The organism is Microbacterium sp. (genome assembly GCF_035687345.1).
Lineage (GTDB): Bacteria > Actinomycetota > Actinomycetes > Actinomycetales > Microbacteriaceae > Microbacterium.
The window spans coordinates 1-13,702 of record NZ_DASRXZ010000074.1 but is presented as its reverse complement, the minus strand read 5'-3'; the positions used below and the strand labels follow the sequence as shown (position 1 = coordinate 13,702).

Sequence of the window (13,702 nt, the reverse complement as noted above, 5' to 3'; positions counted from 1 at the left end):
TCGAGGCCGGCGACGCGGCGGTAGAGCCAGTCGCCGACGGCGCCGGCGGCGTAGTGGTTGAACGAGACCATGCCGCCACCGGATGCGTCATCCGACGCACCCTCCTTCAGGTCGGCGATGTTCACGGTGCCATCGGGGCGCAGAGCATCCCACCGCTCCCAGATCGTGGTGCCCCCGGCCTCCATCATGTACAGCCACGATGGCGGCGTGGTCTGAAGAAGGAGGTCGAACGCCTCGTCGACGCGGCCGTTGTCGGAGAGGGCGAAGAGGATGTACGGGGTGCCGGGGAATCCGGTGCGGAGGTGTCCGTCGGCCTCGGCGATGAGGCGGACGAGGTTGCCGGCCATCGCGTCGGTCTCGGCGCCTTCGGTCATGCCGAAAGCCAGCGGCAGCACGTAACCGGTCTGGAATTCGTTGTGCAGGGTGCCATGTCCGTCGGTGAACACGGCGCGGTACGCGGTGGCGATCTCGGTGTGCAGGCGCCGGTAGTGCGCAGCATCCGCCGACTCCCCGAGGAGATCCGCGATCCGCGCGACGATCGCACACGAGTTGGCGAAGTAGGCGGTGCCGATCCACTTGCCCTTCTGGATCCACTCCTTCGCCGAGCCGTCGGGTGAGGTCCAGTCGCCGAAGTGGAACGGCCACCGCCAGATCCGGCGCGCGTCGCGGGTGAACGAGCCGAGCTGCGCCCACCACTTCGCGGCTTCGAGGAAGCGCTTCATCGTCGGGTAGTTGCGGCGCAGCACCTCGAGGTCGCCGCGCGCCAGGTACTCGGCCCACGGCGCGAGGACGCATACGTCACCCCAGCACGAGGTCGCCATGGTGGGGAACGGGTTGCCCGCCTTCGGGACGACCATGGGAATGCCGCCGCCCCGGCCCTGCTCGGCGGTGACGTCGCGCATCCACTTGCCGATGAATCGGGACATGTCGAAGTTGAAGCTCGCCGTCGAGGCGAACACGGCGTAGTCGCCCGTCCACCCTTCGCGCTCGTCGCGCTGCGGACAGTCGGTCGGTATGTCGACGAAGTTCGACCGCCCACCCCACTGGATCGCGTGCTGAAGCCTGTTGATGAGGTCGTTCGAGCACGAGAACTCGCCGACCTGCGGAACGTCCGAATGCAGCACGAGTGCGCTCAGCTCGAGATCGTCGGGACGGATGCCTCGCACCCCGACGTAGCGGAACCCCATGTACGTCAACCGAGGCGAGTACTCCTGCTCACCACCGACGCAGGTGTACGTGGCGGTGGCTTTGGCCGTGCGGAGCGACCGGACGAACAGCTCACCGTCCACCACGACCTCTGCGTGGCGGAACACGACCTGCTGTCCACGGGTGCCGTTCAGGCGGGCACTGATCACGCCGGCGAAGTTCTGACCGAAGTCGTAGATCACCTCGCCGCTCGGACTGGTCGTCCACGAGACGGGGCGAAGGGTCTGCTGCGCGCGCACCGGCGGACCGTACTGTGCCACAAGCGTCGGGGCACCCTTCGGCCGGGTCACGTCGGCGGGTTCCCATCGCACCGAGGCCGGGTCGAGAGTGGCGTCGTAGGTCTCGCCGTCGTACCACTCGGCCATCCGGTAACGCGAGTCGGTCGTGACCTGCCAGTCGGGCCCGGTGGCGATGAGGTCTTGTGTGCCGTCGGCGTACTCGATGTGCAGTTCGGCGAGGAACGCCTGCCGATCGGCGTAGATGCGGCTCTTCCGCTTGTGCGTGAACGACCCGACCGCCCATCCTCCGGCGACGACAGCCGACAGCACGTTGCCTGCGGCGATCGCGTCGGTGACGTCGTAGGTCTGGTACTGGATGTGATGCCGGTACGACGTGAAGCCGGGTGCGAAGTACTGGTCGCCGACCTTCACGCCGTTGAGCTGGAGCTCGTAGACCCCGAGCGCGGTCGCCTCGATCCACGCCCGCCGCACGGGTCCTCGCGCGGTGAACCGGGTGCGGAACTCCATCGGCACCGGTGAGCGGCCCTTCGGGGAGCGGTACGAGGCATCCGTGATCCACTGTGCAACCCATGGGGTGTCCAGTCGACCCGTGCGGAAGGCGGTGGACGCCTCGGCGACCGCGCCGGTGCGGCCGGTCGCTGTGACGTGCACGCGGTACTCGGTGTCGGGGGTGAGCGGGCCGGTGTAGGGGATGGCGACCTGCTGCGTCGTACGGGTCTGCCAGTCCCCCACGCGGACGATGGCGTGATCGAGTGCCTCGCCGGGCACGTCGGACTCGAGAGCGAACCCGATGCGCGGTGCTTCGTCGGTGACGAGGCCGTGCTCGACGCCGTCGATGGTCAGCCGGGAGATGCGCAAACCGGTCATCTCCGCTTCGAGAGGATCTTCTTGAGGCCGCGAACCGGATGCCACGCGGCGATGTCGGAGATGCCGGCAGCCACCTCGTAGGGCAGTTGCCCGTTGGACGACATGACGAGGCTGCGCAGTGTCGCGGTCGGCATCATGCGCAACAGGAAGTGCGCGTTCTTGAGCCGGGTATCGCGCTCGAGGGACTCCGGAAGTCGGTGGGCCGCGTCGAATTCCTTGCGGGCGCGGCCGACGATCGCGCGATAGAGGAGGGCGCCGACCAGAGACCCGCGGGCGTCCTTGAGACGGGTCTCCATCGTCAGCCGCCGACCTGTGTCCGGCGCGGTCATGGGTGCGCCGACGAGCTTCGGGAAGCACTCGGGGACTCTCCGCGGCGGCGTCGAGTAGGCCCGGTCGACCTCCGGCGGATACGGTGAGCGCGGAGTTCGGCCCGAGGTCACCGCCAGGGGCGCGCGGAGTCGGATGTCGGCCGCCGATGCCGCGATCAGGATCTCGTACTCGCCGTTGTCGAGCACCCATGCGTGTTCGTCGACGTCCCAATACGACAGATCCGACAGGGCGAATGAGAGCGGGACGACGACGGTCTCCCCCGCCCGGATGCGCACTTTGGCGAACGCGCGCAGCTCCTTTTCGGCTTTGAAGACACCGTCCGAGTTGTTGCGCACGTACAGCTGGACGACCTCTGCCGCGTCGACGGTGCCCGTGTTCGTGACGGTGACCGCCGCGTCGACGCGGCCGCCGTGCACGCGCACCGTGACATCGTCGTAGGAGAAGGTCGTGTAGGAGAGCCCGTGCCCGAAGGGGAAGAGCAGGTCGGTGCCCGCCTTGTCGTAGAAGCGGTAGCCGACGTAGACGGACTCGTAGTATCGGGCGATCGGACCGCGGTTGTAGTCGGCGAAGTCGCCGACGTCCTCTGCGGTGCGGGGCCAGCTCTGCGCCAGCTTTCCCGAAGGGGAGGTCTCGCCGAACAGCAGCGCCGCAGCCGCCTCCCCACCGCGCATTCCAGGCAGGTGCATGTGCAGGACCGCCGCGAGCTCGTCGACGACGGGCAGCTCGACCGCCGACCCGGCGTGGAGCACCAGGACCACGGGGACGCCGGTTCCGACGAGTTCGCGAAGCAACGACCCCTGAGCATCGCTCAGTCTCAGATGCGGGCGGTCGAACCCTTCGCTCTCTTCGAGGTCGCTCAGACCGCCGAAGAAGAGCACCACGTCGGCATCGCGGGCAGCGGCCACCGCCGCGGCCGCGAGCGCAGGATCAGGGGTCGTGTCGAGCGACCGGTATCCGCGTGCGTAGGAATAGCGGATGCCGCGCCGGTCGAACGCGTCGCGGGCGCTGGTGACCGAGGTCGGGGTGACCAACGATGAGCCGGCCCCCTGGAACCGCAGCCGCTCGAACATCTCCCCGACGACGGTGATGCGTCTGTCCGGTGGAAGCGGGAGTGTTCCGTCGTTGCGAAGCAGCACAGCACTGTCCAAAGCGACCTGGGTCGCCAGCGCCGCGTGCACCTCCAGGTCGGGCGCCCGATCGCCCCCGCCGTGGCTGATGCGTCCGCGGATGAGCGTGAGCACATTGCGCACCGCGGTATCGACGGCGTCGACCGCCAATGAGCCGTCCTCGACTGCGGCGATGATGGCAGCGCGGTTGTGCGGCACACCGCCGGGCATGTCCAGGTCCAGTCCCGCCGCGATGCCGGCGACACGGTCATGGGTGGCACCCCAGTCCGTCATCACGACGCCGGTGAAGCCCCACTCGTCGCGGAGGATCCCGGTGAGCAGATCCCGGTTCTCACTGCAGAACGTGCCGTTGAGCTTGTTGTACGCGCACATGACCGTCGCGGGCGAGGCATCCGTCACAACCCGCTCGAATGCACGCAGATAGATCTCACGCAGTGCCCGCTCGTCGACGACGCTGTCGCCGACGAACCGGTACTCCTCGTTCGAGTTGGCGGCGAAGTGCTTGACCGAGGTGCCGATCCCCTGCGCTTCCACACCCTGCACGAACGCCGCTCCGAAGACTCCCGCCACGAGGGGGTCCTCCGAGAAGTACTCAAAGTTCCGGCCGCACCGGGGGTCGCGCATGATGTTCACACCGGGGGCGAGCAGCACGTCGACGCCGTGCGAGCCGCACTCCACACCGATCGCTTCGCCGATGCGGCGCGCGTTCTCCGGGTCCCAGGATGCCGCCACCGCCGACGCGGTCGGGAACGACGTGGACGGTGCGTTGTCGGCGATGTCGAACCCTCCGCCGATATCGCGCACCTTGCGGACGCCATGCGGTCCGTCGGTCAGCAGCAGCGACGGGATGCCGAGGCGCTCGATCGGCGTCGTATACCAGGAGTCGACGCCTTCGAGGAGGCGGGCCTTCTCTTCGAGCGTCAGCTCACCGAGGAGCGCATCGACGTCGAGCGCGGCGGTGGTGGAGGCGTTGCGCATTCAGCGCACTCCGCGGATGAAGAAGGTCACCACGCCGGTGCCGAGGGCGATCACGGCGCCGGCGAGGAACAGGGCTGTGTAGTTCGTGCCGCTCGCGGACCCGATGGCCAGAAGCGCCGACCCGAGCAGCGGGGCGATGGCCGAAGGCAGCGTGGCCGCGAGGTTGTAGATGGTCATCCAGCGGCCGGCTTGCTCCCGTTCGGGAACCAAGTCGGACGCCATCGCGACATCGACCGATCCGAACATACCGGCCGCCCCCAGGATGAACATGACCGCTGCGACGAAGAGCCCGAACCCGTCGGCGAACCCCATCAACGCCAACCCGATCGCGGCGAGCACGGTCGAGGCGAGGATGAAGACCTTCCGACGCCTGAGCTTGTCGGAGAGCATCCCCGACACGACGGCGAAGGTCATGGTGACGAGAATGCCGATGCCGCCCACGAGCGCGAGGCGCTGACCGGCCTCTTCAGGCGTGAACCCGAGGCGGTCACCGAGGAAGTACAGCTGGTAGGTCGTCAGGAACGCCAGCGCGATCTGCATGAACAGCTTGCCCAGCCAAACGAGTCCGAAGTCGGGGTGCTTGCGCGGGTTGAAGACCATGAGCCGGAAGGTCTGCACCAGCGTGGTGAGCGGGATCGCCACCGGGTGCTCCTTGATCGCGAGGCTCCACACGACCGCGAGCACCGCGAGCAGCGCCCACGGGACGAGGAACAGGACGACGAGGCTGCCGGTGAGCATTCCACCGAGGGTGTAGCCGAGCACCCCCGCCAACTGCGTCGCGACGCCGACAATCGCCCCGACGGTCCCGCGCTGCTGCTCCGGCACCCGCTCGGCGACGATCGGAGTGATCGCGGCAGCCGCACCGGCCCCGCCCATGCATACGACAACCCAGCCCAGGACGAGGAGAATGAGGTTCGGGGCGAGCGCCACCATGATGGAGCCGACGATCGCGACCACGATCCCGCCCAGCAGCCACGGTCGCCGCCTTCCCCACCGACTGCGCGTGCGGTCGCTGAGCACACCGGCGGCCGGTCCCGCAACCAGCGAGACGACGGCGCCGACGGTCGCGACGATGCCCAGGCTCAGCGCCTTGCCGTCGGGGTCGAGGGTCTGCACCCTGTACGGCAGGCTGAACAGCGCCGGCATCATCACCGTCAGATACAGGCCGAAGTTGAGGAAGCCGAACAGCGTCAAGAACCCGCGGCCGACGCGCTCCTGCGGCTCGATGACGGGTGCGGGGCCGACTGTCGTCGTGACACCGGCGACAGGCGGGGGAGCCGCGGATGGGTGATCCTCGTTCGTGGTCATGGAGACTCCGTTGTCTTCGTGCGCTCACAGGAACTAGCGCGCGCTACCCGAGCGTAGCGGGGGGTTCGCGGCGGTGCAATCCGCCGGTCTAGGTCGTTTCGCGTTGGACCAGGTGCACATCGCCGGAAGGGCCCGCGGACGGTGTCTCCGCGCCCTCGACGGCAGCGAGGGCGACCTGCGCGAGGTAGCGTCCGAGCCCCGCGGCATCCACCCGCACCGTCGACAGCGAGGGCACGAGCAGGCCGGCGAGCGGAGAGTCGTCGTGGCCGATGATCGCCAAGCGATCGGGAACGGCGACCCCCTGGCGCAAAGCTGCGGACAGCGCGATCGCGGCCACGTCGTCGTTGTACGCGACGATGCCGTCGATGCCGCGCGACAACCAGTCCGCGATCATATCGGGGGCTGTGACTGGCGTGATCGCGGCGTCAGCGGCGAGGGGTGACCCCGTGGATGCCGCCACTGTCGCCGCCGCCAGCGATCGACGCTGCATGACCAGGTCTGCCAGCCGCGGGTCGTCCGGCGCCGCGAACGCGATGCGGCGCCGGCCGCGCTCGATCAGGTGCTCGACCTGAACGCGCGGACCGCCTGCGAACCGTTCATCGTGAGCAGCGGCGAAACGGCCGCGGCCGGGAGCGAGCACGATCGCCCCCGATGCCGCGACCGCCTCGTGCAGGGCATCGGGCATCGGAGCGTACGAGATCACGACGTCGGGACGCAGACTCTCCCACAGCGGAACCGCCTGCCCGTCGGGGTGCGGTGTGGTGGTGACCAGCGAGTACCCCGCGCGGTCGAGAGCGACGGAGGCCTCGTCGATGTTCGCCCGCATCGAATGATCGAGCGGCCAGTCCGGCAGCACCAGCAGGACGATTCGGCTGCGGCCGCTGGCCAGCGTCCGTGCCGCCGTGTGCGGGCGGTAGCCGAGTCGCTCCGCCTCTTCCAGCACGCGCCGTCTGGTGGCGTCCGAGATCGTCTGGCCCGGCGTGTTGTTCAGCACGAACCCGACCGTTGCGCGCGACAGCCCGAGGGACCGCGCGACATCTGCCGCCGTGACGCGCTTGGCACCACGCTGCGCCTGAGGACTCACGACCGCTCCCCTCGATCCGACTCGCACTCTACCGGCGCCGACCGCGCCGGGAACCGCGAGCCACCGCGGACAGCCGGGATCAGAAGTTCACGAGGCCGGACCTGTGCGCGATGACCACCAGCTCGGGGCGGTCTCGCGCACCGAGCTTCGCGAGCATCCGACTCACGTAGGTCCGGACCGTCGCGGGACTCAAGTGAAGCGCCACCGCGATCTCGTCGTTGGTGTCGCCGTATCCGATGCGCGTGAGCACGTCTCGTTCGCGCGAGCTCAGCAGCTCCAGCCGAGGATCCGGCACTGCCGCCGCTCTCCCGGCCGCCACCATGTCCATGAGGCGTTCGGTGATCTCGGGCGAGAGCAGCCGCTCCCCTCGACCCGCACGTCTGACCGCGTCGCGCAACTCGTCTCGCGGCGTGCTCTTGAGCAGGTAGCCGACGGCCCCGGCGCGGATCGCCTCGACGATGTCCGCGTCATCGTCGAAGGTCGTCAACACCACGACGTGCGTATCGGCCAGCTCCTCGTCACCACGGATCACGCGGGTCGCCTCGATGCCGTCCATCAGCGGCATCCGGAGATCCATGAGGACGACACTCGGCTTGTGCTTGCGCGCCGCCTCGACCCCACGGCGGCCATCCGTCGCCTCGGCGACGACATGGATGGACTCGTCGCGCGTGAGGAGCGCGCGCAGACCGGCGCGCACGAGATCCTGATCGTCGACGAGGACGACCGTCGTCACGAGCCACCACCTCCCATCAGTGACCACCACCGTGACCGGTGAAGGGCGCCGTGTCATCGTCCCGGGAGGGGATGTCGATCACCTTCGGCGCCGTGGATGCGTCCTCCACGACGGTGAACTGCCCCATCATCCCAGCGTCCTCATGCGCGAGGAAGTGGCAGTGGTACATGTACGGCGTATCGGGATCCGCGTAGTCCTCGAACCGCATGATCAGCTCATAGATCACGCCGGGTCGCGTGTAGATCGTGTCCTTCCATCCGGCGAGCTCGGGCGGCGGAGCCTTCCCGTCCACCGAGAGCACCTGGAACTGGACGTCGTGGATGTGGAAGGAGTGCGCGAACTGCATCCGGTTGCGCACCTTCCAGATCTCGACGGTGTCGACCTCGACGATCTCGTTGACCGTGTGCATCTGCATGGACTGACCGTTGATCTGCAGGCCGTCCATCTCGAAGTGGCGTTCATTCGCCGCATCTGACGGGTTCATGCGCGAGATCTCGGCGAACCGCTCCGCGAGCGGCGCACTCGCCTCCAGCACGGGCGCGGCCCGCAGCTGCATGATGTCGAGCCTGTCGGACCCTCCGTTCATCGCCGCAATCGGACCGGGCATGCCCAGGTCGGGACTGATCGAGCGCAGCACGGGCTGTTCGCCGGGTCGCACACGCACCACGATCTCCGCGCGTTCACCGGGTGAAAGCTGCACATGGTCGGTGCGGTGCGGCGCCTCGAGCAGGCCGCCGTCGGTGCCCACCAGGTCGAACGACCGCTCATCGTCGAACTCGAATCGATAGGTGCGGGCTGTGGAGCCGTTCAGCAGCCGCAGTTTCACGAGCTCCGTCGTCACCTCCAGATACGGAGCTGCGGTGCCGTTGACGAGCACGGTGTCGCCCAGAGCCCCGACGAAGCCTCGGGTCGACGTCGTGAACTGGCCGCTGCTCGTGAACTGCCTGTCCTGGACGATCACCGGTATGTCGTCCACCCCGTATCGGTGAGGCAGCCCGAAGCGATCCGGATCCTCCGGTTCGAGCAGGAACAGGCCGGCGAGCCCCATCTCCACATGCGACTCGGTTTCGCCATGGAGGTGCGGGTGGTACCACAGGGTCGTGGGCTCCTGATCGATGGTCCAGGACGGCGACCAGGTCACGCCCGGTTCGATGACCTGATGAGGACCGCCGTCCATCTCAGCCGGAAGGTGCATCCCGTGCCAGTGGACGGTGGTGGGCACGAAAAGGCCGTTCTCGACATGGATTCGGACGGGTTCGCCGACAGTCGCGGCGAGGGTCGGACCCAGGTAGCCACCGTTGAATCCCCACGTCGTGGTCCCGACGCCGGGGGTGAACTCGGTGACCCCTTCGGCCGCGCGCAGCCGGAACTCCCGCACACCGTCGGATCCGACCGTGCCCCGGTCCAGTGGCGGTATCGCGAGCGCATTCTCGAACTCGACCCGGCCGACCGTGTCCACCACGGGTGCTCGCTGGACAGCGTCGCAGCCGCTCAATGCGGTCACTGCCAAGGCGACAGCTGACGACACGGCGACCGAGCGGATCGACCGGCGACGAGCGATCCTTCTCGTACTCAGACGGGAATCTCTTGGCATTGATGCTCCTCGCATCGTGTCCCCGGTCCTGCCCGGGGACGGGAATGCAGGGTTTCGCTGAGCGGGCGGCGGGGTTTGTCCCTACTCGGTGCCGGTACGGCGGCGACGCGTCGCCGCGGAAATCGCCCACGCGACGAGCCCACCCACGGCACCGGAGACGACACCGGCGACAAAGCCGCCGGGGATCGCGATGAGTCGAATCGCGACTCCACTGCCGCCGATCTCCGACGGGTAAGCCCCGAAGAGGACGTCCCACAGGACTTGGTAGGTGATCACGAGCAGGACACCCGAGATGGCGCCGATCATGAGAACCGTCGAGAACGGATGCGGCACCCTCCAGACGACCGCGACGACGACCCAGACCGCGACCGCCACCCACGGCAGGAGCCCCGAGACCCAATGCCCGGCATCGACCACGCGGAGGTCTTCCAGGATCGAAGCGGGCACCCGCAGCGCGGCCAGACCGATGAGTGCGAGGAAGGGAAGCCCGAAGCTACGCGGCCGCGGCACCTGCGTGTCTGATTGAGCGACGTCTTGTGACATGCCGCCACGGTATGGATCGCCTTGGCCGCCGGTCATCGTCCCGAAGACGACATCAGCGTCGCCATTCGACGACTGCCCGGTACACGCGAATGCGACAGCGGGCCGCACGACGCACGCCCGCGGGGCGTTCGGCGAGAAGACTCAGCCGGATGCGGCTTCGATCGGAATCCTCGCACGCACGGTGAATCCGTCACCCGAGCGCCCGGCGGAGAACTCACCGCCGAGCAGAACGGTTCTCTCGCGCATTCCTGCGATGCCGCTTCCCGTGTGGCTCTCGGCCGACGGGTTCGTCGGGCCGCCGCATCCGTCGTCGACGACGCTCACCGACACGGAACCGTCGGACTCTCGGACGCTCACGTCGACGCGCGACGCCTGCGCGTGCCGCACGACGTTGACGATGGACTCCTGCACGATCCGATAGATGGTCGTCTCCACTGCCGACGGCAGGGCGGTCATCACCGAGACACTCAGCGTGGTGGCGACGCCGATCTGCGCCGCGGGCGCGATGGCCGACTCGAGATCGGAGAGTCGCAGGGGCGATCGGGGCGCACTCCCTTCGCCTCGCAGGCTGAGGACGGTTCTCCGGAGGTCCGCGAACGTCGCCGCCGTCGTATCGGTGATGGCTCTGAGGGAGCGTCGCAATTCCTCGTCCTGTGGCGTGAGCGACTCCTCGAGCACCTGCCCATGGAGCGTGACCACCGTCAGAGCATGGCCCACGGAATCGTGCAGCTCCCGTGCGATCTCCAGCCGTTCGGTCATCACTCGCCGCTCCGCCTCGCGTTCGTAGCGCTCCGCTGTCATGGCGGCTATCCGTTCCGATTGTCGGCGGAGCTCGCGGCGCGAACGTACGCCGTCCCCCAGCGCGACAGCACCCGCAAGCAGAAGCGCCTGGGCGGGCAGCTCGTACGCGATGAGGTACGCAGGGTCCTGGCCGATGGCGAGTCGGTATGAGAGCGCGATCGTGATCACGGCTGCCGAGACCACGGCTGCCCCGATGGCCCGCCCGAACTCAGCAGCAGAGAACATCACCGCAGCGAGAGGCACGGCGACCCCGATCGGCGCGTGTCCGGATGCGTGGTATCCGATGACCGCCGCTCCGGAGCCGATCGCGACGAGGAGTGGATACCGGCGACGCGCGAGCAGGAGTGCGCCGAGGACGAGGGCCCATGGGTACTCCCACCCGCCGGCGCCCATCCCTCCGACGTTGACGGCGATCAGCCACGCCACGGTCAGTGTGACGCCGAGACCGAGCAGTGCGTCGATCACCCATGGCGCAGGCGCGGTCGCGCCGCGGGGAGGACCGCTCGCCTCGAGCATCCTGCGTGTCATGGTAGGGGCCGCCTCGGCCGGTCATCGACGCCTGTGATCTGGCGAAGGAGCTGCTCCGAGTAGTTGCTCCCCGTGGCGATGGTCGCCACACGTGCCCCGGGGATGCCGTGCTGCATGATCGCTGCGATCCCGACGACGGCGGACGGTTCGAGGATCAGTCCGACCGTGTCCCGGACGAGCGACAAGGCGTGCCAGATGACCTCGTCTTCCACGAGCAGCATGTCGTCGACGTACTCGCGGAACATCGGGATGATGCTCGGCACCGGAACGCGAACCGCGACGCCGTCGGCGATGGTGTTCGCGCGATCAGTCGCCGCGGGAATCCCCGTGCGCCACGCGTTCGCCATCGCCGGCGCGCCGGCGGCGGAGACTCCGATCACTCTGCACCCCGGTCGCCGGGTCCGGACCCAGCACCCGATCCCCGTCGCCAGCGCACCATTGCCGACGGGGACGACGATGACATCGGGCGCCTGGTCGGCCAGCTCGACAGCGATGGTGCCGGCGCCTTCTGTGATCCGCAGGTCGTCTCCGTCTTCGACGAACCTGTGCCCTTCCACGGCCGCATGCTCCCGCGCCGCTTCCTTGGCGACATCGAAGTCCGCGCCACGCACGATGACCTCCGCGCCCACATCCCGGATTCGGGCCACCTTGGTGGCGTTGGCGGTCGCGGCGCAGTAGACCGTGACGTCCACTCCGCGCAGCATGCCCGCGTACGCCATCGCGAGCCCGAAGTTGCCTGCGGAAGCGGTGACGACGCGCTGACCGGGGGCCAGGTCTCGCATGAGGAGGCTCGCGCCTCGTCCCTTGAACGACCGGACGGGGTTGAGAGTCTCGAGTTTCAGAACGACATCGCGGCCGAGCGCGCGGGAGAGCGCGGCGTCGCGGAACTGCGGCGTGTCGACGAACACCGGCTCGATGAGCTCGACGGCGGACTCGATGCGCTCAGCGGAAAGGCCGACCATATCGTCTATCGTATACAATATACCGTTATGCCGGTACAGCCCACAGTCCAGCTCGGGAATCCGACACTTCGAGCCGCAACATCCGCCGTCACGCGCGAAGACCTGCGGGCGATCCAGCCGCTGGTCGCCGACCTCGCCGACACGCTGGCGGATTGGCGATCGCGGACCGGATACGGCCGAGGGATCGCGGCCCCGCAGATCGGAGTCGGCAAGCGGTTGGTGTACGTCGAGATCGACGAGCCGTGGGTCCTGGTGAATCCCCGGATCGTCGAGCGATCATCCGAGACCTGGGAGCCATGGGACGGATGCCTGAGCTTCTCCCTCTCGTTCTTCTGCCGAGTGAGGCGGAACGCCTGGGTCACGGTCGAGTACGAGACCCCCGAGGGCCGGCAGCAGACCATCCGCGCGGACGGCGAACTCAGCGAGCTGCTGCAGCACGAGATCGACCACCTGGACGGCATCCTCGCCGTGGACCGCATGACGGCGATCGAGACGCTGTGCATGCGATCCGAGTTCGAATCGCGGTACCGCGACGACAGCCCCTACCGCGTGCGAGCCACCCGATGACCGACGACCGCGGCCCGATTCAGCGCGGCCAGCCGTTGCGCGAGGCCGTCTACAGACGGGTCATCGCGCTGGTCTCCTCGGGCGACTACTCCCCCGGCACAGCTCTGACCGAAGCAGCCATCAGCCGTTCGCTCGAGGTGTCGCGCACCCCCGTCCGAGAAGCCCTCATCCGGCTGGAGGCGGAAGGCGTGCTCCAGTCGTCCCTCGCTCGCGGCTTCGTGGTGCGTCCGCTGACGCGATCGGAAGCCGAAGAGATCTATCCCATCCTCGGCGCCCTCGAATCCCTCGCACTGACGACTTCCGGCGCGACCACCGAGTCCTCGCTCGGCGACCTGCGCGCGGTGGCGAGCGAACTCTCGGAGTGCGACGATCCGGTTCGCAGGTGGCAGCTGGACTCCCACTGGCACGACCTGCTGACGGCGACGTCCGGCAACGCGAAGCTCGTGGAGATGGCGCAGAGTCTGCGAACCAGCATCTCCCGATATGAACTGACCTACATGCGGTTGGTCAGGAGCAGAGCCGAGGCGGATGCGCAGCACCGAGCGATACTCGACGCGCTGGCTGACGGAGACCGGGAGAGGGCCGCCGACATCGTCCGCCGGCATTGGCGCGACGGTCTGGAGCAGGTCCTGCGTTGGCTCATGCGGGACGACCGGCCCGCCTGACGCGGGCACGATCACCCGTTTCGTCGACGTGACGTGCCCCAACGCGAGAGGAAGACGGCCGCCGTCACCGCTGCGAGGGCGGCGATGACGACTGTCCACAGAACGACTGCCGCGGGCTGAGCCGGCCCCGTGAGGGACTCTGTATCGCCGGCGCCGGATGCGGGGTCGAC

11 protein-coding genes are annotated in these 13,702 nt (G+C 68.3%); 2 read left to right on the top strand and 9 right to left on the bottom strand.

The window, feature by feature from the left end; genetic code table 11:
* The 9 genes from VFF97_RS08795 to VFF97_RS08755 form a co-directional block, all read right to left on the bottom strand.
* On the bottom strand, positions 1 to 2,312 hold a 2,312-nt coding region (locus VFF97_RS08795; RefSeq protein ID WP_325033122.1), incomplete at its 3' end, for a family 78 glycoside hydrolase catalytic domain.
* Complete coding sequence (locus tag VFF97_RS08790; RefSeq protein ID WP_325033121.1) at positions 2,309 to 4,747, bottom strand: glycoside hydrolase family 3 C-terminal domain-containing protein; 2,439 nt, start codon at positions 4,745 to 4,747, stop codon at positions 2,309 to 2,311. The genes VFF97_RS08795 and VFF97_RS08790, both read right to left, overlap by 4 nt.
* Positions 4,748 to 6,055 carry an MFS transporter gene (locus VFF97_RS08785; protein ID WP_325033120.1) on the bottom strand — a complete coding sequence of 436 codons (1,308 nt, stop codon included), beginning with the start codon at positions 6,053 to 6,055 and terminating at the stop codon, positions 4,748 to 4,750. It lies immediately after the preceding gene.
* An 88-nt stretch (positions 6,056 to 6,143) separates the two neighbouring features.
* Positions 6,144 to 7,139, bottom strand: a complete 996-nt coding sequence (locus tag VFF97_RS08780) for a LacI family DNA-binding transcriptional regulator (RefSeq protein ID WP_325033119.1) — start codon at positions 7,137 to 7,139, stop codon at positions 6,144 to 6,146.
* Between the two features lie 79 nt (positions 7,140 to 7,218).
* Positions 7,219 to 7,872 (bottom strand): response regulator transcription factor, encoded by a 654-nt coding sequence (locus VFF97_RS08775; protein ID WP_325033118.1) that lies wholly within the window; start codon positions 7,870 to 7,872, stop codon positions 7,219 to 7,221.
* Between the two features lie 16 nt (positions 7,873 to 7,888).
* Entirely contained in the window at positions 7,889 to 9,334 is a 1,446-nt protein-coding gene (locus VFF97_RS08770; RefSeq protein WP_325033117.1) for a multicopper oxidase family protein, read from the bottom strand.
* A gap of 213 nt (positions 9,335 to 9,547) precedes the next feature.
* Positions 9,548 to 10,009: a hypothetical protein gene (locus tag VFF97_RS08765; RefSeq protein WP_325033116.1), complete on the bottom strand. Its 462-nt coding sequence runs from the start codon at positions 10,007 to 10,009 to the stop codon at positions 9,548 to 9,550.
* Positions 10,010 to 10,150: 141 nt separating this feature from the next.
* The gene (locus VFF97_RS08760) at positions 10,151 to 11,338 is read right to left on the bottom strand and encodes a sensor histidine kinase (RefSeq protein WP_325033115.1); all 1,188 of its coding nucleotides are present in this window, start codon (positions 11,336 to 11,338) and stop codon (positions 10,151 to 10,153) included.
* Complete coding sequence (locus VFF97_RS08755; RefSeq protein ID WP_325033114.1) at positions 11,335 to 12,300, bottom strand: threonine ammonia-lyase; 966 nt, start codon at positions 12,298 to 12,300, stop codon at positions 11,335 to 11,337. The genes VFF97_RS08760 and VFF97_RS08755 overlap by 4 nt, the downstream gene beginning before the upstream one ends.
* 27 nt (positions 12,301 to 12,327) lie before the next feature.
* Between VFF97_RS08755 and VFF97_RS08750 the strand changes: the two genes are divergently transcribed.
* A complete protein-coding gene (locus VFF97_RS08750) occupies positions 12,328 to 12,867 on the top strand; it encodes a peptide deformylase (protein ID WP_325033113.1) in 540 nt (179 codons plus the stop codon).
* Entirely contained in the window at positions 12,864 to 13,532 is a 669-nt protein-coding gene (locus VFF97_RS08745; protein ID WP_325033112.1) for a GntR family transcriptional regulator, read from the top strand. Before VFF97_RS08750 ends, VFF97_RS08745 begins: the two co-directional genes overlap by 4 nt.
* Positions 13,533 to 13,702: the final 170 nt, after the last annotated feature.

Coding starts and splice junctions, on each gene's coding strand:
- VFF97_RS08790 (WP_325033121.1), bottom strand. CDS start 4,747: ATGCGCAACGCCTCCACCACCGCCGCGCTCGACGTCGATGCGCTCCTC.
- VFF97_RS08785 (WP_325033120.1), bottom strand. CDS start 6,055: ATGACCACGAACGAGGATCACCCATCCGCGGCTCCCCCGCCTGTCGCC.
- VFF97_RS08765 (WP_325033116.1), bottom strand. CDS start 10,009: ATGTCACAAGACGTCGCTCAATCAGACACGCAGGTGCCGCGGCCGCGT.
- VFF97_RS08760 (WP_325033115.1), bottom strand. CDS start 11,338: ATGACACGCAGGATGCTCGAGGCGAGCGGTCCTCCCCGCGGCGCGACC.
- VFF97_RS08755 (WP_325033114.1), bottom strand. CDS start 12,300: ATGGTCGGCCTTTCCGCTGAGCGCATCGAGTCCGCCGTCGAGCTCATC.
- VFF97_RS08750 (WP_325033113.1), top strand. CDS start 12,328: ATGCCGGTACAGCCCACAGTCCAGCTCGGGAATCCGACACTTCGAGCC.
- VFF97_RS08745 (WP_325033112.1), top strand. CDS start 12,864: ATGACCGACGACCGCGGCCCGATTCAGCGCGGCCAGCCGTTGCGCGAG.